This window comes from Leeia speluncae, assembly GCF_020564625.1.
Classification (GTDB): Bacteria; Pseudomonadota; Gammaproteobacteria; order Burkholderiales; family Leeiaceae; genus Leeia; species Leeia speluncae.
This window is the reverse complement of the sequence record NZ_JAJBZT010000002.1, coordinates 368,805-393,241: the sequence shown is the minus strand read 5'-3', so window position 1 is coordinate 393,241 and position 24,437 is coordinate 368,805. Positions and strand designations below refer to the sequence as shown.

Sequence of the window (24,437 nt, the reverse complement as noted above, 5' to 3'; positions counted from 1 at the left end):
GCAAGTTGTCATTTTAGATATAAAGAGGGTAGAGATGAGTGATATTCAGCAAACCGGAAAGCATCATGTACCAGATGATGATGAAAAACTCCTGCACAGCATGGGCTATGCCCAAGAGCTAGCAAGGCGAATGAGTGGATTCTCCAACTTCGCCATTTCGTTCTCGATTATTTGTATTTTAGCAGGTGGTATTACGGCATTCCCAGCGGGCTTGGGTGCTGGTGGTGGCGCGGCCATTGGGATTGGCTGGCCAATTGGTGCGATGTTTGCGCTAGTGGTGGCGGCAGCAATGTCTCAAATTGCTTCTAGTTACCCGACGGCAGGTGGTCTCTATCACTGGGGTTCTATTCTTGGTGGCAAAGGGTTTGGCTGGGCAACGGCTTGGTTTAACCTATTAGGGTTAATTTTTGTGATCGCGTCAGTTAACTTTGGCGTTTACGATCCTTTCTTCAAAACCCTGATTGCCCCACTCTTGGGCATTGATCCTGCCAAACTTACTTGGACACATCAAACCCTATTTATTGCAGGGGTAACGATTAGCCAAGCCTATCTAAACCACATGGGTATCAAACTCACTAGTAAGCTGACCGACATTTCAGGCTATCTGATCTTTATTGTTGCGATTGTGCTGACCGTTAGTTTGCTGATCTACTCACCAACCAAACTAGACTTCTCTCGCCTATATACCTTCACCAACTTTACCGGCGAAGAAGGCAGCTGGTGGCCAAAAACAGATCACCTAGGTATGGTGTTCTTGTCTGGTTTATTGCTAACTGTGTATACCATCACTGGTTTTGATGCTTCTGCCCATACTTCAGAAGAAACCCACAACGCGACAGAAAACGTGCCAAAAGGCATTATGCGCGCGGTGTTCTATTCGGCTGTGTTCGGTTTTATCATGATTTCTACTTTTGTATTGGTGATGCCAGACTTAAAAGAAGGGGTGAAGCAAGGCTTAGGCTTCTTCGAAGCGCTACTTAGCCCGTTGCCGTATGGCCTAAAGGTGGCACTAGGTATTGGTATCTTTGTTGTTAACTACCTATGTGCGCTAGCGGGTTTAACTTCTACTTCTCGCATGATGTACGCGTTTGCGCGTGATGGCGGTTTACCTTTCTCTCACCAATTGAAACAAGTGAACCATACACACCGCACACCAGGTTTGGCGATTTGGGTATGTGCAACACTATCGTTCATCGCGACTTTATACGGTGATGCTTTCATTGTGTTGTCTACCGCGTGTGCCGTGTTCTTGTACATTTCTTATGTAATGCCAGTTGCTGCAGGCATCTTTGCAGAAGGAAAAACATGGACACACAAAGGCCCATTTAACCTAGGAAAATGGTCTAAACCAATTGCTGTGCTAGCAACCATTGGTGGTTCTTTACTTGTGTACGTGGGTATCCAACCGCCAAACGAGAAAGTGCTTTACCTAACACTGGGTCTATCGGGCGTCATGTTGGTGTTCTGGTGGGTACTGGGTGAACGTAACCGCTTCCAAGGCCCTCCATTGGGTGATCGTATCAACAAGCGTCAAGATCGCATTCAAGACATTGAAGATACCTATGAAGATGCCGCTGTGTAAGTGCTTCGCATTTCGCCAATAGAAAGCAAAACACCCCGTCCAATGTGGCGGGGTGTTTGTTGATGAGGTGAGTAATCGATTAAGAGAACATGCGAGACAGCCAATTGCCCGTGCGTTGTTCGATAAACACGTAAGGTGATACTTCGGACAGTAGCTCTCCAATCAAATCAATATCTACTTCATGTTTTAACGCCGCTGCCCGTACTTGCTTACCGGTTGGTGTGAGAGATAACTCACTACCGGTGCGATTCACCGAATATTCTGAGGTACAAGAAGGGCAATACACCGCATCCCCCTGTTTAGATCGTCTACGCACAGGAATAATCGGCCCGCACATATTGCAAGATTGCAGCGGAATACCCGGTTCGCTATGGCCAACAATATGCGTGAGCGCGTCAGTTTCGGCTAGCTGAATAAACACCCGTCCCAAATCTGCATCAAACTGTGTGCCTAAATTCTCTCCAATAATCTGCATCGCGCGTGTAATCGGCATCCCTTGGCGATAAGGGCGCGAACTAGTCATCGCATCAAATGCATCTGTAATCCCCACAATTTTCGCGACAGTGGGAATCGCCTCTTTGCTTAAGCCTTGCGGGTAGCCTTTGCCATCTGGCGTTTCATGGTGCATAAACACCGCATCCATCGCCAAATTCGCAAGTGGGTGATTCGTTAATAAATCTGCCCCAATTTGTGGGTGGTTTTTAATCACCGCATACTCTTCGTCCGTCAGCTTATCTCTTTTATTTAAGATCGCATCGGGCACGCCTACTTTGCCTAGGTCATGCAAAAAACCACCCAGAGCAATTAAGGCAGACTCTTTATCCGATAAGCCAGCTGTCTTTGCCAACAAATGGCTAAACCGAGACACCCGCCACAAATGGCCGCCTGTGTAGGCATCTCTCGCCTCAACAACCATCGCTAACGAATATAAAGAAAGCAATAAATCCCGAGACTGTTTCATCCATCGGCTCCAAAGTTAGTGGCTATGATTTGGTCGATCATACGCCGAATATCTTACAAAAACAGTGACAGCCATCTGCAATTTCTTCCAAGCCAAGCCAAACAAAAACCATTAAGCTAGCCGCAAGTTTGAAGGAGTCATCCATGTTTAGCACTGCCAGCAATGGTTTTTTACTTTCGCTTTCTCTTTGCCTAGATATCGGCATCGTGAATATCGCTATCCTCACACTTGCCATGCAACGTGGCTACTGGTCTGGCGTCTGGCTAGGCTTTGGCTCTTGTATTGGCGATTTAACATACGCCATTTTGGCACTCGTTGGGATGAGTTCTCTGTTGCAATTTGAAGCAGTGCGCTGGGTGATGTGGATTCTCGGCACGATAGTCATGCTCTACTTAGCTGCCAAAATGCTCTGGCTAGCGATTAAGCCGGGTGAAACACTACCTCGCGGCGAAAAAGTAGATGCTACTGATCACCGCAAACAATTCTTCAAAGGGATTGCACTCGCACTGTCATCTCCTTCGGCGATTATTTGGTTTGCCGTTGTCGGTGGCGCTTTGATTGCCCGCTCCGGCCACCAAGACCTCACCCACCAAGCCATCTTCTTGGGCGGGTTTGTTTTGGCCGGCATGGTGTGGACAATGGGCTTAGCTGCGGTAGCACACAAAGGTGGCGAAATCATGGGCCCCAAACTACTACAGATCTTCCATGTACTTTCCGCTATCCTATTTGCGTGGTTTGCTTGGCAGGTGAGTACAGATGGCTATGTGCAGCTGATATTGAAGCAGGCAGTTAGGTGAGATGTAAGTGCTTGCTGCCATAAGCTTTTGTCATGTTATGATCGCTAGAGTGTTTGGATCAAGAAAGCTACCATAAATGAGTTTAAGTAAAGAGCAACTGTTGAAATTATACGGTATAAAACTTAAGCCAGTAGAAGCGGATTGCGATGTGCTTTCTAGAAGGCCACAATTAGTTTTCCGCCTTCAGTGGTGTTTAAGAAACTCTGCGTATTTTCATTTAGTTATTGCTATAGTTTCTTTTCTGCTTATCCTACTACCATCTATATCAAAAGATGCCTACAGTATGATAGGGCAGAGCGCTTTCCTATTAATGATCCACTCGGCTTTTCTTTTTAACAAGTCTCTTTATCTTTTGATCTTTATTTTTGTAGGGCTGATTGGAGTAATTGGGAGAGCATCAGAATTGCATCGTACTTATGAAAGTGGGTCTACGGCGATTGATTACAAACAGATGATGGAGATGGAGTTATATCCAAGAACAAAATTAGAAGAGCGTTGGTTTTATATTAGTTTATTTGTGTACATGAGCTTTCCAGCTATCTGGCCATTAATATTTTGTGTCATTTCTTTTCTGCTGCGAACAAAATGAATGTCGTTGGTCGTTTGAATAGCGTCACAGATAAGCCCGTGCCCCTCCTCTAGCGATTAATCAATTGTCCATATCCACCGTAATTTTCGGTATATCTCACGTACCGTTAAAAATGTAGAAGCTCCCGCAATGCAGCCAACAAAAAAGAAGAAAATCCGCGCCATATCATGCAAGCCCGGTGCATCAGATGCTTTGATGCAGTTTGGCCGTTGAGGTGGGCAGGTATTCATATCTTGAAAAGCCATTTTCATCATTGCTAAGCAAATCAATGCAGAGACAATCATTATGAAGAAGCTTTTCATAAAGCTAATGGTGTGATCAGGTGGTGGTGTAGGGGTTGGCCTCAGGTAATCAGGTCTATTTTTAACTGTACTGGCTCTATCTTGCTCATCAACAGGCTTATCTTAGATAAACCGGACATAGATAAAACTATCTATTAACTGCCCATCTTTGCTAATACTTTTTTGTAAACAGGCTTCCCGTGCGTATCCTGCTTTTTCTAAGAGATGCATAGAGGCTTCATTCCAAGCAAAAACGGTGGCTTGCAGTCGCACGAATGTTTGCTGAGTAATTAGGTAGTCCGTCAACGCGGTAAGCGCTTGGCTAGCAAATCCTTTACCCCAGAAATCTTCTCCTAACCAATAGCCAATTTCTACGGTTGCAGCAAAAACACCTTCGCCAGCCACGGCGCCGATACCGCCAATCACCTTCCCTTGATATTCAATCGCAAGATGTATGCTTTTGGTGTCAGCATTTGCAATCATGATCCAATTGTCGGCATCTTCACGGGTGTACGGATGAGGAAAAAGATGGCTAAGGTTTCTCCAAACGTTTTTGTTATTCGCCTGTGCGATTAAGCCGGGTTGATCTCCTTCTGCCCATTGACGAAGGGTGATATCGGTAAGAGAAATGGGGTGCATGCTGATGAACTGGTATTCATACTGGAAAAGCAAAGTATAAATGCTAAATGAATATCGACGGGTGGTTTTTTTTAGAGTGAATGGCTGACACGACTTCCGCTGGATTAGTTGATCATGTGCTATGTGCGACCACTGCATACTGCGCCGGTGTAATCCCCGTTACTTTCTTAAATAAATTAGTGAGATGGCTTTGGTCGAAGAAGCCAAGTGAAAGGGCCGTATCGAGGATAGATTCTCCTCTGCGAAGTTGCTGCTTTGCTGCATTAATGCGAAGTAACTGATGGAATTTGATTGGGCTAACGCCGGTGTGGCGGTTAAACGCGCGGGTCAGCTGATATTTGTCGATACCGCTGATCAGTGCAATTTCATCGAGGGTGAGCGTGCGGTGTTTTTGCTGTTGCATCCAGTCGATGACCCCTGCTAAATGATGTATCGGGGTTTCGTGGCTTTCTTTTAGATTGTCAGGTTGAAATAACTCAGAAAGGAGGCGGTGGGTGGCGAGTGCAGTATTGGCTTCATCTGCGTCTCGCAATGCGGTTTCTAGCATCAATATGCTCTGAAATAGCGTCTTACTATCGCTAACGGGTGTCCTTAGTAGCGGCAGACCATGTCGTGAGCCAATTGCGGCCTGGTTGATAAAGTCAGCAACTAAGGTTTTTGGTAGGTACACCGAGACAAACTGGGCGATTTCGCCGGTGTAGAGCGAAGCTTCCATTTCGTCTGGGTTATAACAGGTAACTTGCCCGGGTAAAACCTCTAATTGCGCTCCTTCTAACCAAACCGTTTCATAACCCATGCAACTTGCGCTAATCACATACTCATCATGGCTATGCTTAGGAAACGCATCCCCTTGCCGAGCAGTTAACCGCGCGACTTCTAGGCTTTCGTTGTGATACCAAGCGGCAGAGTGGATGGACATGGGTGAACAACAGAGGAAATATGGTTAGCGGAAGAATGCCGTGTCGCCTATTCATCGTCAATGGTGATGTCGCACAAACAAAAACAGCGATACCAAAGGCATCGCTGTTTCCGTGTTCACGACTGGGTACTACTTGTGTTTAGCGAACCACTTGGCTCAATTCGCCTTTGCTATAGCGGGTCGCCATTGCATCTAGTGAAATCGCTTTGATCTTGCTGGCTTGGCCTGCTGCACCAAATGCTTCGTAACGGGCAATACAAATGTCACGCATTGCAGTCACGGTTTCTTTCAGATATTTGCGAGGGTCAAATTCTGATGGATGGGCAGCCAAGAAGCGACGAATTGCGCCGGTAGACGCTAGACGCAAGTCGGTATCGATGTTTACTTTACGGACACCGTGTTTGATACCTTCAACGATTTCTTCAACTGGCACACCATAAGTTTCAGGGATTTCGCCACCGAACTCATTAATGATCTTTAGCCAATCTTGCGGCACGCTAGAGCTACCATGCATCACCAAGTGGGTGTTTGGAATACGTGCGTGGATTTCTTTAATGCGGTTAATCGCCAAGATGTCGCCGGTAGGTGGGCGAGAGAACTTGTACGCGCCGTGGCTGGTACCAATCGCAATCGCTAATGCATCTACACCGGTATCACGTACAAATTGTGCTGCTTCTTCTGGGTCGGTCAGTAGTTGGCTGTGGTCTAGAATGCCTTCTGCACCCACGCCATCTTCTTCACCGGCTTGTCCGGTTTCTAATGAACCCAAGCAACCAATTTCACCTTCTACCGAGACGCCACAAGCGTGTGCAAGTGCAACCACGTTACGAGTCACGCTGACGTTGTAGTCGTAGTCAGTTGGGGTTTTGCCGTCTTCAGCCAAAGAACCATCCATCATCACAGATGAAAAGCCCAATTGAATCGAGCGTTGGCAAATTGCTGGGCTAGTACCATGGTCTTGGTGCATTACCACTGGGATATGTGGGAATTCTTCGATGGCAGCCAGAATCAGGTGGCGCAGGAAGGGGGCACCTGCATATTTACGAGCACCTGCAGAAGCTTGAACAATCACTGGGCTGTCGGTTTTATCCGCCGCTTCCATGATGGCACGCATCTGTTCTAGGTTGTTGACGTTGAAGGCCGGCAGACCGTAGCTGAATTCAGCTGCATGATCAAGCAATTGGCGCATCGAAACTAAAGCCATGGCTTACTCCGAGGTAGGGTTCAATCTAGATTAGTAAGTCGCTGTTACAGCGAAAGGGGATAAATACCGCTGTAACGATTGAAACAATTGTAACATTTTCTCCGAGGATACTGCATGAAGGTATTGTTTTTATTACGTTTGATATCACACAGACTGTGGTTTTGTTGTTCCATGTATGTGATTGATAGTGCTGATAGGTACTAATCCTACCAATAGATTTTATCAATCTATCAATTTGTAACAATCAATTGGAAAAAGCTATTGATGAGGTGCATAGTTACGCCATCGACAACGATTTGAAGTAAGCCCAAACAGCAATCACTGCTTAGGGCTAGATGGATAACTTAACCAAGGAGCGCATCATGTCTATCATCAATAGCGAAATCAAACCTTTCAAAACGACCGCTTTCCACAACGGTAACTTTGTTGAAGTGACAAATGAAACCCTAAAAGGTAAATGGGCGGTGGTGTTCTTCTACCCAGCTGACTTCACCTTTGTTTGCCCAACCGAATTGGGTGACATGGCGGATCTTTACCCAGAATTCCAAAAGTTAGGTGTAGAAATTTACTCTGTTTCAACAGACACCCATTTCACCCACAAGGCATGGCACGACACATCTGACACCATTGGCAAGATCAAATACCCAATGCTAGGTGACCCAACCCAACAGATCTCTCGCAACTTTGGCGTGTTGATTGAAGAAGCAGGTTTGGCTGATCGCGGTACATTCGTGATTGATCCAGAAGGCCGTATTCAGATCGTTGAAATTAACGCGGGTGGGGTTGGTCGTGATGCATCTGAACTACTTCGTAAAGTGAAAGCAGCACAGTATGTAGCGGCTCACCCAGGTGAAGTTTGCCCAGCTAAATGGAAAGAAGGCGATGCAACACTTGCGCCATCACTAGACCTAGTCGGCAAGATCTAATCGATCCGCTCGCTAATTTGTAAGACAAGACACCCGATTTTCGGGTGTCTTGAAAAGCTGAACCAATCGTGGGCAACCGCCAGCTTTTCAAGACGCCCAAGGAGAACATCATGTTAGATAACGCCATCAAACAACAATTAACTGCCTACATGGCGAACTTAGTGTTTCACGTGGAACTGGTTGCCTCGCTAGACGATAGCGCAAAGTCGCAAGAAGTCCGCCAATTGCTAGATGATATCGCTAGTATTAGTAACAAAGTTTCCGTTCGTTTAGACGGCACAGATAACCGCAAGCCATCCTTCTCGGTAGCTCGCCAAGGTAACCCCGCCAGAATTACGTTTGCGGGTGTACCGATGGGACATGAGTTTACTTCTTTGGTATTGGCGCTATTACATAGCGGTGGTCATCCATCGAAGGCCAGCACAAGCCTCATTGAGCAGATTCAAGGCTTGGACGGTGATTATGCGTTCGAAACTTATGTTTCGCTGAGCTGCCAAAACTGCCCAGACGTTGTACAAGCACTTAACTTAATGGCGACGCTCAACCCTCGTATTCGTCACACGATGATTGACGGTGCGTTGTTCCAAGCAGAAGTAGAAGCCAAGCAAATTATGTCTGTGCCGACCGTTTACTTAAATGGTGCAAGTTTTGGCCAAGGACGTATGTCGGCAGAAGAAATTGTGGCCAAACTCGATACCGGTTTGGTGGCAAGAGAGTCCGCCAAGATTAATGAAAAAGCACCATTTGATGTACTAGTAGTAGGTGGCGGGCCAGCTGGCGCATCTGCAGCTATCTATGCCGCACGGAAAGGGATTCGTACCGGTGTTGTGGCTGAGCGTTTTGGTGGTCAGGTGCTCGATACAGTCGGGATTGAGAACTTCATTTCTGTGAAAGAAACAGAAGGACCAAAACTCGCCACCGCGCTTGAGCAGCATGTGACTTCATACAATGTCGATATTATGAACTTGCAACGTGCTGCAGGCATGTCTGAAAAAGATGGGCTGATTGAAGTCAGATTAGAAAGCGGTGCCACCTTGCGTAGTAAATCGGTTGTGGTGGCGACGGGTGCACGCTGGCGTGAACTGAATGTGCCGGGTGAGCAAGCATACCGTGGCAAAGGCGTTGCCTACTGCCCACATTGTGATGGCCCATTATTTAAAGGTAAGCGCGTAGCAGTAGTGGGGGGCGGTAACTCTGGTGTGGAAGCGGCAATTGACTTAGCTGGTATTGTAGAGCACGTTACCTTGCTAGAGTTTGGTGATAGCTTAAGAGCTGACGCGGTATTGCAAGACAAACTACGTAGCTTAAGCAACGCGACCATCATCACCCGTGCACAAACGACCGAGGTATTGGGTGATGGCCAGAAAATGACAGGCATGACGTATACCGACCGTACAAGTGGTGAGTCGCAGACATTAGATGTCGCAGGGGTGTTTGTACAAATTGGCTTGCTGCCAAATACCGATTGGCTAAAAGGTAGTGTAGAGCTAAATGGTAGAGGAGAAGTGGTGACCGGTTCGCATCAACAAACCTCGCTAAGTGGTGTATTTGCAGCGGGTGATGTGACCGATGTACCGTATAAGCAGATTATTGTGGCCATGGGCGAAGGTGCAAAAGCAGCGCTTGGCGCGTTTGATCACCTTATCCGCCAAACGCCAGTTGCTGCATAAGTCGATCTTACTAGTAGTAAATACTAAAAAGTGGGCGACTCATTTTCAGGGAGTCGCCCATTTTTCATGCGTCTGTGAACGGCAAACAGCGCTATAAATTAAGCTTTCTTCACAAATTCAGATTTCAACTGCATGGCACCGATGCCATCAATCTTACAGTCGATGTCGTGATCGCCATCTACTAAACGAATGCTTTTCACTTTGGTTCCTTGTTTAACCACCAAAGAAGACCCTTTTACTTTCAGATCTTTAATCACTGTCACCGCATCGCCATCTTTTAATTCATTGCCAAATGCGTCTTTAATTACTTTGGCGGCTTCTGTCGCGTCACCGGCATCTTTAGACCACTCGTGCGCGCACTCTGGGCACACCAGCATGTCGCCGTCTTCATAAGTGTATTCAGAATCACATTGTGGGCAAGGAGGTAGGGTGCTCATAATTACCTTATAAACTTTAGGGGTATTAAAAGGCGATTATAAGCGATTTGATCATTTTCGTCTTTGCGAGAAAGCAAAGCCGTTAGCTGACTAAGCAATATGAAAAGATCATTTTTTCTTGTGTGCGAGCATTTCCTTCTGTAGGATCGGTTTTCCCCACCTGATTCTTTCTGCGCCTCTCCTCATTCCGAGGATGTCTCGTCACGCGCTTTCCGTTTCCATAAAAAAATATACCCAGACAAAGCGGTACGGAGAACACTTCAATGAAAAAGCTATGTTGTCTTATCTTATGTTTGTTAATTGCACCGTGGGCCAGTGCAACAAGGTTGGTCATGATTAGCCATGCGCCCAACTCAGACAAATGGTGGAGTGTGATTAAGCAGTCTATCCAAGATGCAAGCCAAGATTTAGGGATTCAAATCGAATACTGGAACCCACCAGATGGGGACCTTAAGAAAATGGCCGCCTTACTAGAAAAGGCGAGACAAGAGCACGTAGATGGCGTGATGACGACCATTGCCGACTTCAATACCTTAGCGCCAGCGATTCAGGCATTGGGCAAAGACCATATCCCTGTCGTTACGTTTAACTCGGGACTCAACTCTCAAAGTAATGTACTAGGGGCGCTCATGCATATTGGGCAACCGGAGTACCAAGCTGCGTATGAGGCTGGAGAGCGGGCCCGAAAGGAGGGGGCGAAACGTGTGGTCTGCTTAAATAATTTTGCCAACAACAGTGTATCGAATGACCGTTGTCGGGGATTTGCCGAAGGAACGGGCAATGGCGCCGAAAATGCGATGTTGGTGATTGATGGCAATGAGAACGATAGCCGGACGAAAATCTTTAACTATCTATCTGCGCATCCAGAGATTGATTCTGTCATGGCGCTAGGGCCGATGTCGGCACACCCCTTGCTAGATGTAATGAAGAAACTACCTAATCGCCAGTTAAAAGTTTATACCTTTGATTTGAGTGATCGGATTGTGCAAGCGATTAAAACGGGAGACATCCGTTTTGCAATTGATCAGCAACCGTACCTACAAGGGTATATTTCTGCGATGGTTTTAAACTATTGGTTAACCATGCCGCACCCTGATAATAATGTGCTGGCGGATATCGATAAAATTAACAAGAAAGTAAAAAATAATCCAAAGCTACTAGAGCGGCTAAAAGAGTATGGACTTAGCCCGGTCTACAAAGCCAGAAATATCCAATCTGGCCCCGGATTCGTGACCAAAGAAAATGCTTCAAATGTCGAAAAATACGCGGGGAAATATCGTTAGTCCAGATGGCGTGTGTTGATTCATCCATCAGCGGGTGGGGTGGCTGGTTTTTCGCCACCACCACCTAGCCCATAAGGTGAATAATGCTAGTACACAGCAAATTGCACCTGCATAAAAGGTAGATGCAGCGCCTAGGGTGTCCCACAGTAAACCTGCTCCGGCACTCGCTAGTAATAAGCAAATCCCGCTAACTAGATTAAACAAGCCAAATGCCGTACCACGTAAATCGCTCGGTGCGGTATCGGCAACGAGAGCCGATAATAAACCTTGGGTCATGCCCATATGGACACCCCAAAGCATGACGCCAAGGCCAATCACCCACCATGTACCGCCACTCGCTAATAAGCCATCGGCGATGATTAACACCACTAGCCCAGCGGTAAGTAAAACCTCTGCAGGCAGTCGATCAGATAGTTTCCCAAACGGGTAAGCAGTGATGGCATAAATCACATTCATCCCAACCATCACCAAGGGGACATAGGCTTCGCGAATCCCGCTTTTCTGCGCGACTAGCACTAAGAAGGCTTCGCTAAATCTGGCCAGTGTAAATACACCACCTATTGCAACCACCCACCAAAATGGCGCACCAAGCTTTTTTAGTGACGAAAGACTTAATGGAGAAGGGGTGGCCGTGGTGAGATTATCGGGTTCGGTAACGCCATAGTGCAGTAGCAGCACGGCAAGTAGACCTGGAATCGCCGCTACCCAAAAAATGGTGCGGTAATCATTTTGCCAAGCAATCATTAGCCCAACGGCTAATAAAGGTCCAATCACTGCGCCAATAGTATCTAGTGATTGCCGTAATCCAAAGGCTGCGCCACGATGCGCTGCGGGGACAATATCAGAAATGAGCGCGTCTCTTGGTGCGCTGCGCACACCCTTGCCAACACGGTCGATTAAGCGTGCGGTGAGGATCGTACCAATACCACCTGCAATCGCAAATAAGGGTTTGGTAAAAGCGCCCAGGGCATAGCCTGCCAGCACAATACCTTTACGTTTTCCTAAGTAATCACTCAGCGAACCAGAGAATATCTTGACGAGTAGCGCTGTCGATTCTCCTAGCCCTTCTACTAAACCAACCATCCAGACACTTGCCCCTAACGTGCCCACCATAAACATGGGTAGCAGGCTGTGAATCATTTCGGAGGAAATATCCATCAGCATACTAACAAAACCGAGCATCCAAATGCTGGTAGGAAGTAGAGGTTTGGCGTGAGACAAGTTGATATTCCTATAAAGGGACTATCAACTTATCTTAGCGGTAAGCTGCGTAGCTTGGGTAGGGGAATGGCGGCTAATTGCGTTAGCGCAAATACCTTAGCACTTTTTCGCTGCTTTTAAGAGTTCGTTGCAAGAACCAGTGGTGGCTTTTTCCGTTAGCTTGCTGCCGGTATTACACATGGCATCAGATACCACTCGGCCAACAATGCCAACAGAGCCAGTCACGTAGCAGCTATAAATTTTGCCGCTTTTGGTTTTCGCCTGATAGGTGGTTTTAATTCCGCTATCTTGGCGGTTTAAGATGGTCAGCGAATCTTTAGAAACACCCAATGTCATTGCTGTGTTTTCTTTGATGGCGTCATCAGACACGGCAACAGAGGCGCACGCCGTTAAAAAGGCGACTGGAAGCGAAAGAAGAAGAAAGGTAGATAAGCGCATAATTATGAAAAATACATATTATTTCATTGGCATAATGCACTTGTCAAAACCTTCCTTCTTTTTGTGTGGCTTCTAGCGAATGCTACTTAGCCAAAAGAGGGATGCCACTAATGAAAAACACGTTCAATGCCACGGTAATCCAGAAGGTACGGCGGAAAGCATTTTTCTCTGACTTATGGCGCAAGAAATGTTGCGCCAGTGCGGCACCGGGCCAACCACAAAAGAGGGCTAGCAAATGCAGGCCGATTTCTGGCGTGCGTTTTAATTGATGGGTGGCGGCGTATTTATCCATCGCGTAACGGATAAAGGTAAAGCTACTTAAGATTAGTGTCATGACCAAAATGGAGACGGGCAACACGCTAAACCAAACAAGGGCAATCACTGCAATCATGAAGACCGCAGCCAAAATAAGCCCTAATCTAGTAGGGTTAGCCGCTGTACTCGTTTGTGCTGCTTCTTGTGTTAAGTTACTCGCATGAATGGCAATCGGACGTTTTTGACGATCTCTTCCAATTTGAAAAGAAACCCGATCCCCCACAGATGGCCGTTTTACATTTCCAGTAAACGCCTTTGCATGAATAAATATTGTTTGCTTGTTACCCTCTGGCAAGACAAAGCCAAAGCCTCTGTCATCGTTCCATTTGGTAATGTGTCCTTCTAGGCGGCGGGGTGCCATGGTGTTTCCTTCGGGTAAATCATAAAAAAATGCCGTGCATCACAAAATGCACGGCATTTGTATCAGAAGCGAGAGATTAAGCGCGCTGGCTTAAAATTTCAACTGCTGGTAGTACTTTACCTTCCAAGAATTCAAGGAAAGCGCCACCGCCAGTAGAGATGTAAGAAACATCGTCAGTAATGCCATATTTAGAAACGGCAGCTAAGGTATCACCACCACCGGCAATCGAGAATGCATTGCTAGCGGCAATTGCTTTTGCCAACGTATGTGTGCCGTTACCAAATTGGTCGAATTCAAACACACCGACTGGGCCATTCCATACCACGGTGCCTGCTTTCGCTACGATTTCAGCTAGTTCGTTTGCTGATTGTGGGCCAATGTCCAAAATCATGTCGTCAGCGGTGACTTCAGACAAAGACTTGGTGGTTGCAGTAGCGGTTGGGCTAAATTCACTGGCGACAACAACGTCTTTTGGCAGAGGTACATTACCACCACGCGCGCGTAGCTTTTCAATCACTTTCTTCGCGTCGCCAACTAAATCTGCTTCCGCTAGCGATTTACCAATCGCTTGGCCTTCTGCTAACAAGAAGGTATTGGCAATACCGCCGCCAACGATCAGTTGGTCTACTTTATCGGCTAGCGACTCAAGAATAGTCAGTTTGGTAGAGACTTTAGAACCAGCAACAATCGCCACCAATGGGCGGGCTGGTTGTGCCAATGCTTTACCAAGCGCATCTAGTTCGCCAGCCATCAATACGCCAGCACATGCGATCGGTGCAAATTTAGCCACCGCATGGGTCGATGCTTCTGCACGGTGAGCGGTACCAAATGCATCATTTACAAACACATCACATAGCGCAGCATACGCTTGGCCAAGTTCATCGGTATTCTTTTTCTCGCCTTTATTGCAGCGAACATTCTCTAGCATGGCGACTTCGCCTGCAGCCAAAGTCAAACCATTTGCTTGCCAATCCGCGACAAGGCGAACTGGCTTGCCTAGTAGTTCTGCCAAACGGGCAACCACAGGGGCTAAGGTATCTTCGGCTTTGATTTCGCCTTCCGTTGGACGGCCAAGGTGAGTCATCAAAATAACAGAAGCACCTTGAGACAATGCGTGCTCGATAGAAGGTAAAGAAGCACGGATACGGGTGTCATCACCAATCACGCCTTCTTTAACAGGCACGTTCATATCAACGCGAATCAGCACGCGTTTGCCGTTCAGCGATTGCTCGGTCAGTTTCTTGAATTGCATGTAAAACTCCTGTGAATGGACATGCCGCTGCTGCAGTGGAGAGAGGCATTCATAGCATTGAGCCATCAGCGCCAGCAAAAGGGCTGACGTGCGATGCTGTAAACAGGGGGGATAGCGATCGTGGCAGTGATTCCACTGCCACGTGACTTACTAGATATTATACAGAAGCTAATGCTTTGGCGGCATCTAGCATGCGGCAAGAATAGCCCCATTCGTTGTCATACCAAGCAGAAACTTTTAATAAGTTGCCATCGACTACCTTGGTCAGGGTGCCATCAAAGGTAGAAGAAGCTGGGGTGTGGTTAAAGTCGATCGACACTAGTGGTAGATCGGTGTAATCCAAAATCCCTTTTAGTGGACCGTTAGCGGCATCTGCCATCAACTGGTTCACTTCTTCTTTGGTGGTATCACGTGACAGAATCACAGACAGGTCAACCATTGACACGTTAATGGTTGGCACGCGTACTGCAAAACCATCTAGGCGACCATTTAGTTCTGGCAATACCAAACCAACTGCAGCAGCTGCGCCGGTTTTAGTTGGGATCATGCTCATGGTAGCAGAACGGGCACGGCGCAAGTCTTTGTGACGTACGTCAGTTAGCACTTGGTCATTGGTGTAAGCATGAATCGTCGTCATCACACCTTTTTGAATACCAATCCCTTCGTGAAGGATTTTTGCCACGGGTGCTAAGCAGTTAGTGGTACAAGAAGCATTCGATACCACGGTATGCTCTGGGCGAAGGATATGGTCGTTTACACCCATCACGATGGTCGCATCGACGTCTTTATCGCCAGGGGCAGAGATCAACACTTTTTTCGCGCCAGCTTCCAAGTGTGCTTTCGCTTTGGCTTTGCTGGTAAACGCGCCGGTACATTCCAACACAACGTCTACACCTAGTTCGCCCCATGGCAATTCTGCTGGGTTGCGGGTGCTGAAGAAACGAATGTTTTCGTCGTTAATGCGCATCCAGTTGCCATCGGCATCGGCTTTTACATCAAACGGGAAACGACCGTGTACGGTATCGAATTTGGTCAGGTGGGCGTTAGTAGCCAAATCGCCAGAGGCGTTAATAGCAACTAGCTTGAATTCGCTGCGGCGGTTGGTTTCGTATAGGGCGCGCAAGACATTGCGGCCAATGCGGCCATAGCCGTTGATGGCGATGCGAATCATGGGGGACGACTCCTTGTTACAAATGTTCACGAGTAGGGGCAAGCCAATCTTTTTTACACATCGGTGTAGCTAACAACTGGCTTAATCAATGCGGCATCTATTGGGGGAGATGCCGCATTGTAGGTACTGCCACGATTGGGGTTGTTCAAGTCCCAATCGCTTTGCTTATTGCAGGTGTTCAGGCTGCAGTAAGTACACCTTTGACGGTGTTCACAACATTTTCTACGGTAAAGCCAAATTGCTTGAATAGTTCACCTGCTGGTGCAGATTCACCAAATGTAGTCATGCCTACCACTGCGCCTTCTAGACCAACATACTTGTACCAGTAGTCTGCAATACCTGCTTCTACTGCCACGCGCGGTGTGCCTTTTGGTAGAACGCTGTTTTTGTAGTCAGCGTCTTGGCGATCAAACATGTAAGTTGATGGCATAGATACCACGCGAACATGAACGCCTTCAGCCGCCAGTGCTGCTTGTGCTTTCATCGCTAGCTCTACTTCAGAGCCGGTCGCAATTAGCACGGCTTTCAATTCGCCTGCTTCTTTGCTAATCACATAGCCACCTTTACGGATGTTAGCTAGTTGCTCTGCGTCCTTTTTCAGGTAAGCCAAGTTTTGACGGCTAAATACCAAGCTAGTAGGGGTGTTGGTATGTTCGACAGCCACTTGCCAAGCCACGAATGATTCTGCGGTATCAGCAGGACGCCATACGTCATGGTTAGGGATTAGACGTAGGGTAGCGGTTTGCTCAACTGGCTGGTGAGTTGGGCCATCTTCACCCAGACCAATCGAATCATGGGTAAATACAAAGATTGGATTGATCTTCATTAAAGATGCCATACGCAATGCGTTACGTGCATACTCAGAGAACATCAAGAAAGTACCGCCGAATGGACGATAGCCACCGTACAAGGTGATACCGTTCATCATGGCTGCCATACCGAATTCGCGTACACCGTAGTGTAGGTAGTTACCAGATTGGTCTACCTTCACGCTCTGGCAACCTTTCCAGTTAGTAAGGTTGGAGCCTGCCAAGTCAGCAGAGCCACCGAGTAGTTCTGGTAATTTCGCAGTCAGTGCCTGAATGGCATTTTGGCTAGCTTTACGAGTCGCGATGGTTTCTGCTTTTTCGTCGATTAGTTTTAGCTGTTCTGCTGCATAAGCAGAGAAGTCAGCAGGCAATTCACCTGCAACACGGCGTTTGAATTCTGCTGCTAATTCTGGGTGAGCTGCAGCGTAAGCGGCGAACAAGTTGTTCCATTCACCTTCTTGTGCAGCACCTTTTTCTTTGGCGCTCCACTCTGCGTAGATATCTGCAGGGATTTCAAATGGGGCATGTTCCCAACCAATCGCTGCGCGGGTTGCAGTGATTTCGTCTTTACCCAATGGTGCACCGTGGCTGTCGTGCGTACCTTGTTTGTTTGGAGAACCTTTACCAATCACCGTTTTGCAACAAATGATGGTTGGTTTGTCGCTAGCTTTTGCAGAAGCAATCGCTGCCAATACAGCGTCTGCATTATGACCATCAACTGCTGGGATGACGTTCCAGCCATAAGACTCGAAACGTTTTGGTGTGTCGTCTGTAAACCAGCCTTCTACATGGCCATCAATAGAGATGCCGTTATCGTCATAGAACACGACTAGTTTATTTAGGTTTAGCGTGCCAGCTAATGAACACACTTCGTGAGAGATACCCTCCATCAAACAACCATCACCTAAAAATACATAGGTGTGGTGATCAACAACAGGGAAACCATCACGGTTAAATTCAGCGGCTAGTAGTTTTTCCGCTAATGCCATACCCACGGCGTTCGCAATCCCTTGGCCTAGTGGGCCAGTCGTGGTTTCTACACCTGCGGTGTAACCATACTCTGGGTGACCTGGGGTTTTGCTATGAAGTTGGCGGAAGTTTTTCAGATCGTCAATCGATACATCATAACCAGACAAATGCAGTAATGAGTAGATCAGCATAGAGCCGTGACCATTACTCAATACAAAACGGTCACGATTTGGCCATTCTGGATTGGCTGGGTTGTGACGTAAATTATCGTGCCATAGAGCAACAGCGATATCAGCCATCCCCATTGGGGCACCTGGGTGACCGGAGTTAGCTTGCTGGACAGCATCCATAGAAAGGGCACGAATTGCATTGGCGAGGGAGCTACGATTTACCATGAAACACATTCCTTATAACGGCATCAGCCATGCCGCAGGGTGGGGGGCACAAAAAAAATTTCCCAATTATCGCGTATGGAGGGGGATTACGGCAAGCCGCACGATAGGTGAACCGATTGAATTTTCTATGTTTTTTCGGTACTGCGTTGTGAATTGTTACTACTTTTCTGGTACGAATGTCGTATTCCTACTGAGCGTGTAGGCAGACTACTGTATTAGATAGAAAAAAACCGACCCTGGAGTACAGGGTCGGTCTAAAACGCCGCGAGCGCGACGTGGAGAACACCGGTGATGCTGAAAATTAACGTAAAGAGCCTGTATATCTGGCTTCTGGGGCACTTCTTTTTTCTCTCGCCTCGTTAATGGCGGTTACGTTGTTTTCTGTTTTAGGGAAACAGATCGCTTCAATCTCCGCAGCTAGTTTTTGTAGGTCTTCGTCTTCTGCGCTAAGTGCTTCTTTTAAAACATACGCTAAATAATTTTTATCTTGGCTTAGATACTGAACATCGATGCTACGGGTTAAGACTCTTCTCATTAACACGTATAACTTGCTGTACATTCCAAATGCTTCATTCTCAGACATGGCACTACTTCCTTCCTTTTAACAACTTGGCTCGTTCAAGTGGGTAAAAGAAGTCGGGGGACGATGCTGCTGTCCCCCTCGATCTTAAGAATTACTCTACGTGTTCGCCATGTAGAACAATGTCTAGGCCTTCACGCTCTTCATCTGGTTCTACGCGTAGACCGATAACTAGATCGATCAACTTCAACAAGATGAAGGTAACAACTAAGGTGTATGCAGCTGTTGCTACAGTCGCTTCAAGCTGAATCCACACTTGTTCGCCTACTGATGGTAGTTTTGTACCGGTGATTTCGCTTGATGCAAACACACCTGTTAGGATCGCACCTAAGATACCGCCAACGCCGTGAACGCCGAATGCATCTAGAGAATCATCGTAACCAATCATGTGTTTCAAGCTAGTTGCGCCCCAGTAGCAAACCACACCAGCAATCAGACCTAGCGCCAATGCTGCACCTGGGCCAACGAAACCAGACGCTGGAGTAATTGCAACTAGACCGGCTACTGCACCAGAAGCGATACCTAGTACAGAAGGCTTACCTTTAGCTAGCCATTCAGCAAAGATCCAAGCTAGTGCGGCACCTGCAGCTGCCACTTGTGTAGCAACCATTGCCATTGCGGCACGGCCGTCAGCCGCTAGTTCGCTACCTGCGTTGAAACCGAACCAACCTACCCATAGCATTGAAGCGCCGATTAGGGTCAATACTAGGTTGTGTGGAGGCATTGCTTCTTTACCGAAGCCAACACGTTTGCCAAGTACTAGTGCAGCTACTAAGCCTGCAACACCTGCGTTGATGTGAACAACGGTACCACCAGCGAAGTCTAGTGCGCCTTTAGCGAACAACCAGCCGCCTGATTCCCATACCCAGTGACAAATTGGTGAGTAAACAACAATTGACCAAAGTACAGAGAACAGTAGCATTGCAGAGAACTTCATACGTTCAGCAAACGCGCCAGTAATCAATGCTGGAGTGATGATCGCGAAAGTCATCTGGAAAACCATGAACAGCATCTCTGGGATAGTGCCCCACAAGGTGTCTACTTTCACGCCAGATAGCATCACTTTGCTTAGTCCACCCACAAAGCCATTGCCTGGAGCGAAAGCTAGCGAGTAGCCAATCACAATCCACACAACCGTCACTGCGCAGCAGATGGCGAAGCTTTGCATTAAGGTTGCTAAAACGTTTTTCTTACGAACCATACCGCCGTAGAACAATGCTAGGCCAGGGATCGTCATGAATAAAACAAGTGCAGTCGCAACTAACATCCAAGCGGTGTTACCTGCATCTAACTTTGGTGCTGCTGGTGCTGCGGCTTCAGAAGCGGCTGCTTCTGGCGCTGCGGCAGATGCCGTTGCTTCTGGTGCGGCAACAGATGCTGTCGCTTCTGTGGTTGCTACTGCAGAGGCTGGCGCTTCTGCTGCAGAAGCGGTGTCTTCTGCGAAAACGGGCGCGGTAAACATTAACGCACCGCACAACATGAGTTTGCTTAACAGCTTATGCATTCTTAATCTCCCCTGCATTCTGTTAGATGGCATCTGAACCGGTTTCACCGGTACGGATACGAACGATTTGCTGTAAATCGAATACGAAAATCTTACCGTCGCCGATTTTTCCTGTTCTAGCAGCGGTTTCAATCGCTTCTACCACTTGGTCTAGTTGGCTATCGTCAACCGCTAGTTCAACTTTTACCTTCGGTAAAAAATCCACTACATACTCTGCACCACGGTACAGTTCGGTATGACCCTTCTGACGACCAAAACCTTTTACTTCAGTAACGGTCAGGCCCTGCACACCAATCGCAGACAATGCTTCACGCACTTCGTCTAGCTTGAATGGCTTGATAATCGCTGTTACAAACTTCATGGCGTTTCCTTATCAAGTGGTAATTTATTGATTGAACTTTTACCCAAGTGGTAAGCGTTCCCTCGTCTCTCTTCCTGCGGGTCTTTATTGGTAGTCAGCGGGGGGGCTTTTCTACCGGACGTACATTTACTAGCAGAAAGCGTGCCAGCTCTAAAACGACCCATTTCTAGGTATTTTTACCTGTGTTATTCCGTTATAGATGAAGATTGCACAAAAATGGTGCATCCATTTGGCGTGCACCAAAAAAACCATGCACAAAAATAGGGCGGGAATTTTTTGTTTAAACAGATGACTAAACAAATGAAGGTAAAACCCTGTTTTCATGAGGGATTTACGCCGTTTTTTATGTAGATCACGTACAATATGTGCATTCAAATGATCAGATTGATCCTTAAACAGGAGTGGAAAAATGCTAGGCGATAAAATTAAAGATGAAATTGGCGCTAAATTTTCTGAATTGCTGGCCAACAGCCCTGCAAAGGATCTAGAGAAAAATGCAAAAGCGATGTTAGCGGGCACTTTCTCAAAGTTAGATTTAGTCACCAGAGAAGAATTTGATGTGCAAGCCCAAGTATTGGCAAGAACCCGTGAGCAACTAGCCGCACTAGAAGCAAGACTCGCTGCGCTAGAAGCGCCAGCTACAGCGCAAGTTGAAGTGGCACCAAGCAATGAAGAAAACGGCGCGGCCTAAGTTCAGATGATGAACGATCCACTCTTACATGGTTTATCGGTTTATATCGTCGGCGGTGCCGTACGAGACCGCTTACTAGGGTTGCCGATTAAAGACCGTGATTATGTAGTGGTAGGTACGACAGCTGAAGAGATGCAAAAACGCGGGTTTAAATCCGTCGGAAAAGATTTCCCCGTATTTTTGCATCCAAAAACCAAAGCAGAATATGCGTTAGCAAGAACAGAGAGAAAAGCCGGGCGTGGTTACACCGGTTTTGAAGTCTATGCGTCTCCTGAAGTGTCTTTGGAAGAAGACCTTGCGCGTAGAGATCTTACGATTAATGCGATTGCCGAAGACGCAAACGGCCAATTAATCGATCCATTCAATGGTCAGGCAGATTTAGTTGCTAAGCAATTAAAGCATGTTAGCCCCGCCTTTATCGAAGACCCTGTCCGTATCCTTCGATTAGCCCGCTTTGCAGGTCGATTTAACTTTCACGTGGCGCCAGAAACCATGCGGTTGATGCAGCAAATGGTGTCAGAAGGTGAGGTCGACTATTTGGTTGCCGAACGCGTCTGGCAAGAATGGGCAAAAGGGTTAATGAGTGACTATCCTAGCAAAATGGTGGAGATACTCCGCGATTGCGGTGCATTGGCCAGATTGCTACCGGAGCTAGATGCGTTATTTGGGGTACCACAGACAGCAGTACATCATCCTGAAATTGATACGGGCAAACATACGATGATGTGTTTGCAAATGGCTGTCAGGTTAAAGGCAAGTTTGGCTGAACGCTGGGCGGTGCTCATGCATGATGTAGGCAAAGGGTTAACACCTCGTGCGGACTGGCCTCGGCATATTGGGCATGAACAGGCTGGCATCGCGCTAGTTACGCAAATTGCCGAGCGCTTGCGCGTGCCATCTGAATGCCGTGATTTAGCGGTGATGGCGTGTAGAGAGCACTTAAACATTCATCGGTTTGATGAACTCAAACATACAACACGCCTAGATTTGCTCTCCCAATGTGATGCCTTCAGAAAACCTGATCGGTTCAAGAGTTTGCTAAAAGTCTGTGAAGCCGATGCGAGAGGGCGCTTAGGTTTTGAAGAGCAGACTTATCCGCAAACAGAAAAATGGCTAAGCGTGTTGGCCGCCGCGCAATCGGTGAATAGTGGGCAAATTGCAAAAGCTTGCGCAACACCAGATAAAATCCCGGATGCTATTCGCATGGCAAGACTAGATGCCATCAAACAATTAGGCATATGATAGAGGAATTCATTTTGCTTGGAGTGGACGATGCTGTATTTGGTGATTTTGGATTATCAGTCACCTTTATCTGTGATTGACCAATATATTCCCGACCATCTGAAATATCTCGAAAAGCATTATCAAGCAGGCCACTTTTTACTATCTGGCCGGCAAGAACCTCGCACTGGTGGCGTGATCATGGCTCAGGCTAGTCATCAAGATGAGTTAATGGCTTGGCTTGCCGAAGATCCGTTTATCATTCATGAAGTCGCGAAGGCGAGAGTGATTGCGTGGGTGCCGGCAATGAAGGCAAGTAAAATTCCTTCGTTCATTGCGCCAAGCGCGAAGTCCATCTCAAACATCATTTCTGAATAACGCTAAGTGACCAGCGCATGAAAAATCTAACTGTAGTACTGACCTTCCTTTTTGGCTTGGTTTTGTCGGCAAATGCATTGGCAAAATGCCCGAATGAATCGCGTTTTCACTCCGTTGAAGGGAAAGTGCAAACCAGCATACGGTTTGTGAACGATTCTGAAGAGACAGTGAATGTGTATTGGTTAGACTATCAAGGCAAACGAGTGTTTTATCAGACGCTCGCGGCGGGGATGTCTTATGAGCAGCCCACTTATGTGTCGCACCCTTGGGTGGTGGAAGGGTATAGCTGCAAAGGTATCTTCTTTCCAGATGCGCAGGCTCGCCAAGTGGTGATTGAAGACACCAAGGGTGATGGGGTAAATTAAGTAGGCTAAATCTCGGCGCTAGGCGCTTACAAGATAATCGGTTCCGGCTCTAAGGTGACGCCAAACGTGTCTTGAACCGATTTAATAATCGCGTTGGATAACGCCAAAACCTCTTCACCAGTTGCACCACCTCGATTGACGAGCACCAAGGCCTGTTGCTCGTAAACGCCGGCATTCCCCAGCGATTTCCCTTTCCATCCGCACTGATCAATTAACCAGCCTGCTGCCAGTTTGGTCAGACCGTCCCCTGCAGGGTAGCGAACGACATTCGGAAAACGAGTGGCAATTTCATCGGCAATATCAGTAGCGATAACCGGGTTTTTAAAGAAGCTACCGGCATTGCCGATTTGAGTGGGGTCTGGCAGCTTGCGCTGGCGAATGGCAATGACCGCATCGGCAACATGGCGCGGCGTCGGTTCGGAAATGTGTTGATTGGCTAATTCTTTGGCAATTTCACCATACGCCGTTTTTAGCGATGGCTGTTTGTTTAGGCGAAAGGTGACTGACAAGATAATCGCTTTATCTTTCAGTGCTTGTTTAAAGATACTGTCGCGATACCCAAATTGGCAGTCGGCATTAGAGAGTGTAATGACCGTATCATCTGCCTTATGCCAAGCCGTTAGCGACTCAAAGCAGTCTTTTACCTCAACCCCATAGGCGCCGATATTTTGGATGGGGGAGGCACCAACCGTGCCAGGAATTAAGGATAGGTTTTCTAATCCATACCACTGGTTTGCGAGTGTCCACTGCACAAAATCATGCCAGTTTTCACCTGCTTCGGCTTTAATCCAAACGTGATCATCGTCTTCTTTGATGATCCGCTTGCCTTTTGCGGTCATCCGTAGCACTAGCCCTGCATAATCCTTGGTGGGTAAGAGGTTGCTACCTCCGCCCAACACTAACCAAGGTTGGCTTGAGAGGGTTGGATGGGCTTTTAATTCAGACAGCGTTTCCACCGCATCCACTTCAACCAACCACTTTGCTTCGCAAGGAATACCAAAGGTGTGGAAAGGGAGAAGAGAAACATTTTCCTGAATATGAAGCGCCATGTTTAAAACCTGTTATCTAACAAAATCAGCAAAGGGCAAAGTTAGCGGATTGTAGCCTTATTTAGCAAA

At 47.2% G+C, this 24,437-nt stretch carries 25 protein-coding genes; 10 read left to right on the top strand and 15 right to left on the bottom strand.

What is annotated here, in order from left to right; all coding sequences use genetic code 11:
- The first annotated feature begins 34 nt into the window (after positions 1–34).
- Positions 35–1,582 (top strand): amino acid permease, encoded by a 1,548-nt coding sequence (locus tag LIN78_RS04845; protein WP_227179049.1) that lies wholly within the window; start codon positions 35–37, stop codon positions 1,580–1,582.
- Positions 1,583–1,661: 79 nt separating this feature from the next.
- Here LIN78_RS04845 and LIN78_RS04840 read toward each other — a convergent pair whose 3' ends face one another.
- Positions 1,662–2,543: an HD-GYP domain-containing protein gene (locus LIN78_RS04840; RefSeq protein ID WP_227179046.1), complete on the bottom strand. Its 882-nt coding sequence runs from the start codon at positions 2,541–2,543 to the stop codon at positions 1,662–1,664.
- A gap of 143 nt (positions 2,544–2,686) precedes the next feature.
- On the opposite strand from LIN78_RS04840, the gene LIN78_RS04835 reads away from it, so the two are divergent.
- Both LIN78_RS04835 and LIN78_RS04830 read left to right on the top strand, forming a co-directional pair.
- Positions 2,687–3,340 carry a LysE family translocator gene (locus LIN78_RS04835; RefSeq protein ID WP_227179045.1) on the top strand — a complete coding sequence of 218 codons (654 nt, stop codon included), beginning with the start codon at positions 2,687–2,689 and terminating at the stop codon, positions 3,338–3,340.
- 76 nt (positions 3,341–3,416) lie between these two features.
- Positions 3,417–3,929: a hypothetical protein gene (locus LIN78_RS04830; protein ID WP_227179043.1), complete on the top strand. Its 513-nt coding sequence runs from the start codon at positions 3,417–3,419 to the stop codon at positions 3,927–3,929.
- A gap of 404 nt (positions 3,930–4,333) precedes the next feature.
- On the opposite strand, the gene LIN78_RS04825 is transcribed toward LIN78_RS04830, so the two are convergent.
- The 3 genes from LIN78_RS04825 to fba all read right to left on the bottom strand — a co-directional run bounded on the left by LIN78_RS04825 (position 4,334) and on the right by fba (position 6,972).
- Positions 4,334–4,849 (bottom strand): GNAT family N-acetyltransferase, encoded by a 516-nt coding sequence (locus LIN78_RS04825; protein WP_227179041.1) that lies wholly within the window; start codon positions 4,847–4,849, stop codon positions 4,334–4,336.
- A gap of 112 nt (positions 4,850–4,961) precedes the next feature.
- A complete protein-coding gene (locus tag LIN78_RS04820) occupies positions 4,962–5,768 on the bottom strand; it encodes an AraC family transcriptional regulator (protein WP_227179039.1) in 807 nt (268 codons plus the stop codon).
- Positions 5,769–5,907: 139 nt separating this feature from the next.
- Entirely contained in the window at positions 5,908–6,972 is a 1,065-nt protein-coding gene (fba, locus tag LIN78_RS04815; protein WP_227179037.1) for a class II fructose-bisphosphate aldolase, read from the bottom strand.
- A gap of 362 nt (positions 6,973–7,334) precedes the next feature.
- On the opposite strand from fba, the gene ahpC reads away from it, so the two are divergent.
- Entirely contained in the window at positions 7,335–7,898 is a 564-nt protein-coding gene (ahpC, locus tag LIN78_RS04810; RefSeq protein WP_227179035.1) for an alkyl hydroperoxide reductase subunit C, read from the top strand.
- Between the two features lie 110 nt (positions 7,899–8,008).
- On the top strand, positions 8,009–9,568 hold the full coding sequence (ahpF, locus tag LIN78_RS04805; protein WP_227179033.1) for an alkyl hydroperoxide reductase subunit F: 1,560 nt from the start codon (positions 8,009–8,011) through the stop codon (positions 9,566–9,568).
- A gap of 98 nt (positions 9,569–9,666) precedes the next feature.
- On the opposite strand, the gene LIN78_RS04800 is transcribed toward ahpF, so the two are convergent.
- A complete protein-coding gene (locus LIN78_RS04800) occupies positions 9,667–10,005 on the bottom strand; it encodes a zinc ribbon domain-containing protein YjdM (protein ID WP_227179031.1) in 339 nt (112 codons plus the stop codon).
- A 263-nt stretch (positions 10,006–10,268) separates the two neighbouring features.
- Here LIN78_RS04800 and LIN78_RS04795 point away from each other — a divergent pair, with 263 nt between their 5' ends.
- Positions 10,269–11,288 carry a substrate-binding domain-containing protein gene (locus LIN78_RS04795; RefSeq protein WP_227179029.1) on the top strand — a complete coding sequence of 340 codons (1,020 nt, stop codon included), beginning with the start codon at positions 10,269–10,271 and terminating at the stop codon, positions 11,286–11,288.
- Between the two features lie 27 nt (positions 11,289–11,315).
- On the opposite strand, the gene LIN78_RS04790 is transcribed toward LIN78_RS04795, so the two are convergent.
- From LIN78_RS04790 to glnK, 9 genes are all read right to left on the bottom strand, one after another.
- Entirely contained in the window at positions 11,316–12,509 is a 1,194-nt protein-coding gene (locus tag LIN78_RS04790; RefSeq protein ID WP_227179027.1) for an MFS transporter, read from the bottom strand.
- A 96-nt stretch (positions 12,510–12,605) separates the two neighbouring features.
- Positions 12,606–12,947: a hypothetical protein gene (locus tag LIN78_RS04785; protein ID WP_227179025.1), complete on the bottom strand. Its 342-nt coding sequence runs from the start codon at positions 12,945–12,947 to the stop codon at positions 12,606–12,608.
- Between the two features lie 82 nt (positions 12,948–13,029).
- Positions 13,030–13,623 (bottom strand): cold shock and DUF1294 domain-containing protein, encoded by a 594-nt coding sequence (locus LIN78_RS04780; RefSeq protein ID WP_227179023.1) that lies wholly within the window; start codon positions 13,621–13,623, stop codon positions 13,030–13,032.
- Positions 13,624–13,699: 76 nt separating this feature from the next.
- Complete coding sequence (locus tag LIN78_RS04775) at positions 13,700–14,875, bottom strand: phosphoglycerate kinase (protein WP_227179020.1); 1,176 nt, start codon at positions 14,873–14,875, stop codon at positions 13,700–13,702.
- Between the two features lie 157 nt (positions 14,876–15,032).
- Positions 15,033–16,046 carry a type I glyceraldehyde-3-phosphate dehydrogenase gene (gene gap, locus LIN78_RS04770; RefSeq protein ID WP_227179018.1) on the bottom strand — a complete coding sequence of 338 codons (1,014 nt, stop codon included), beginning with the start codon at positions 16,044–16,046 and terminating at the stop codon, positions 15,033–15,035.
- 178 nt (positions 16,047–16,224) lie between these two features.
- Positions 16,225–18,219: a transketolase gene (gene tkt, locus LIN78_RS04765; RefSeq protein WP_227179016.1), complete on the bottom strand. Its 1,995-nt coding sequence runs from the start codon at positions 18,217–18,219 to the stop codon at positions 16,225–16,227.
- Positions 18,220–18,520: 301 nt separating this feature from the next.
- Positions 18,521–18,802, bottom strand: coding sequence for a hypothetical protein (locus LIN78_RS04760; RefSeq protein WP_227179013.1), 282 nt, complete (start codon positions 18,800–18,802; stop codon positions 18,521–18,523).
- Between the two features lie 91 nt (positions 18,803–18,893).
- Complete coding sequence (locus tag LIN78_RS04755; RefSeq protein WP_284700243.1) at positions 18,894–20,303, bottom strand: ammonium transporter; 1,410 nt, start codon at positions 20,301–20,303, stop codon at positions 18,894–18,896.
- Between the two features lie 22 nt (positions 20,304–20,325).
- Entirely contained in the window at positions 20,326–20,664 is a 339-nt protein-coding gene (gene glnK / locus LIN78_RS04750; protein ID WP_227179011.1) for a P-II family nitrogen regulator, read from the bottom strand.
- 409 nt (positions 20,665–21,073) lie between these two features.
- Between glnK and LIN78_RS04745 the strand changes: the two genes are divergently transcribed.
- From LIN78_RS04745 to LIN78_RS04730, 4 genes are read left to right on the top strand one after another with little or no spacing between them, the layout of a single operon-like run.
- Positions 21,074–21,355 carry an accessory factor UbiK family protein gene (locus LIN78_RS04745; protein ID WP_227179009.1) on the top strand — a complete coding sequence of 94 codons (282 nt, stop codon included), beginning with the start codon at positions 21,074–21,076 and terminating at the stop codon, positions 21,353–21,355.
- 6 nt (positions 21,356–21,361) lie between these two features.
- Positions 21,362–22,597 (top strand): multifunctional CCA addition/repair protein, encoded by a 1,236-nt coding sequence (locus LIN78_RS04740; protein WP_227179007.1) that lies wholly within the window; start codon positions 21,362–21,364, stop codon positions 22,595–22,597.
- A gap of 30 nt (positions 22,598–22,627) precedes the next feature.
- The gene (locus LIN78_RS04735) at positions 22,628–22,954 is read left to right on the top strand and encodes a YciI family protein (RefSeq protein WP_227179004.1); all 327 of its coding nucleotides are present in this window, start codon (positions 22,628–22,630) and stop codon (positions 22,952–22,954) included.
- Between the two features lie 17 nt (positions 22,955–22,971).
- Positions 22,972–23,319 (top strand): VHL beta domain-containing protein, encoded by a 348-nt coding sequence (locus LIN78_RS04730; RefSeq protein ID WP_227179002.1) that lies wholly within the window; start codon positions 22,972–22,974, stop codon positions 23,317–23,319.
- 26 nt (positions 23,320–23,345) lie between these two features.
- On the opposite strand, the gene murB is transcribed toward LIN78_RS04730, so the two are convergent.
- Positions 23,346–24,368, bottom strand: a complete 1,023-nt coding sequence (murB, locus tag LIN78_RS04725) for a UDP-N-acetylmuramate dehydrogenase (protein WP_227178999.1) — start codon at positions 24,366–24,368, stop codon at positions 23,346–23,348.
- Between the last annotated feature and the right edge of the window lie 69 nt (positions 24,369–24,437).

Coding starts and splice junctions, on each gene's coding strand:
- LIN78_RS04845 (WP_227179049.1), top strand. CDS start 35: ATGAGTGATATTCAGCAAACCGGAAAGCATCATGTACCAGATGATGAT.
- LIN78_RS04840 (WP_227179046.1), bottom strand. CDS start 2,543: ATGAAACAGTCTCGGGATTTATTGCTTTCTTTATATTCGTTAGCGATG.
- LIN78_RS04835 (WP_227179045.1), top strand. CDS start 2,687: ATGTTTAGCACTGCCAGCAATGGTTTTTTACTTTCGCTTTCTCTTTGC.
- LIN78_RS04830 (WP_227179043.1), top strand. CDS start 3,417: ATGAGTTTAAGTAAAGAGCAACTGTTGAAATTATACGGTATAAAACTT.
- LIN78_RS04825 (WP_227179041.1), bottom strand. CDS start 4,849: ATGCACCCCATTTCTCTTACCGATATCACCCTTCGTCAATGGGCAGAA.
- LIN78_RS04820 (WP_227179039.1), bottom strand. CDS start 5,768: ATGTCCATCCACTCTGCCGCTTGGTATCACAACGAAAGCCTAGAAGTC.
- fba (WP_227179037.1), bottom strand. CDS start 6,972: ATGGCTTTAGTTTCGATGCGCCAATTGCTTGATCATGCAGCTGAATTC.
- ahpC (WP_227179035.1), top strand. CDS start 7,335: ATGTCTATCATCAATAGCGAAATCAAACCTTTCAAAACGACCGCTTTC.
- ahpF (WP_227179033.1), top strand. CDS start 8,009: ATGTTAGATAACGCCATCAAACAACAATTAACTGCCTACATGGCGAAC.
- LIN78_RS04800 (WP_227179031.1), bottom strand. CDS start 10,005: ATGAGCACCCTACCTCCTTGCCCACAATGTGATTCTGAATACACTTAT.
- LIN78_RS04795 (WP_227179029.1), top strand. CDS start 10,269: ATGAAAAAGCTATGTTGTCTTATCTTATGTTTGTTAATTGCACCGTGG.
- LIN78_RS04785 (WP_227179025.1), bottom strand. CDS start 12,947: ATGCGCTTATCTACCTTTCTTCTTCTTTCGCTTCCAGTCGCCTTTTTA.
- LIN78_RS04780 (WP_227179023.1), bottom strand. CDS start 13,623: ATGGCACCCCGCCGCCTAGAAGGACACATTACCAAATGGAACGATGAC.
- LIN78_RS04775 (WP_227179020.1), bottom strand. CDS start 14,875: ATGCAATTCAAGAAACTGACCGAGCAATCGCTGAACGGCAAACGCGTG.
- gap (WP_227179018.1), bottom strand. CDS start 16,046: ATGATTCGCATCGCCATCAACGGCTATGGCCGCATTGGCCGCAATGTC.
- tkt (WP_227179016.1), bottom strand. CDS start 18,219: ATGGTAAATCGTAGCTCCCTCGCCAATGCAATTCGTGCCCTTTCTATG.
- LIN78_RS04760 (WP_227179013.1), bottom strand. CDS start 18,802: ATGTCTGAGAATGAAGCATTTGGAATGTACAGCAAGTTATACGTGTTA.
- LIN78_RS04755 (WP_284700243.1), bottom strand. CDS start 20,303: ATGCATAAGCTGTTAAGCAAACTCATGTTGTGCGGTGCGTTAATGTTT.
- glnK (WP_227179011.1), bottom strand. CDS start 20,664: ATGAAGTTTGTAACAGCGATTATCAAGCCATTCAAGCTAGACGAAGTG.
- LIN78_RS04745 (WP_227179009.1), top strand. CDS start 21,074: ATGCTAGGCGATAAAATTAAAGATGAAATTGGCGCTAAATTTTCTGAA.
- LIN78_RS04740 (WP_227179007.1), top strand. CDS start 21,362: ATGATGAACGATCCACTCTTACATGGTTTATCGGTTTATATCGTCGGC.
- LIN78_RS04735 (WP_227179004.1), top strand. CDS start 22,628: ATGCTGTATTTGGTGATTTTGGATTATCAGTCACCTTTATCTGTGATT.
- LIN78_RS04730 (WP_227179002.1), top strand. CDS start 22,972: ATGAAAAATCTAACTGTAGTACTGACCTTCCTTTTTGGCTTGGTTTTG.
- murB (WP_227178999.1), bottom strand. CDS start 24,368: ATGGCGCTTCATATTCAGGAAAATGTTTCTCTTCTCCCTTTCCACACC.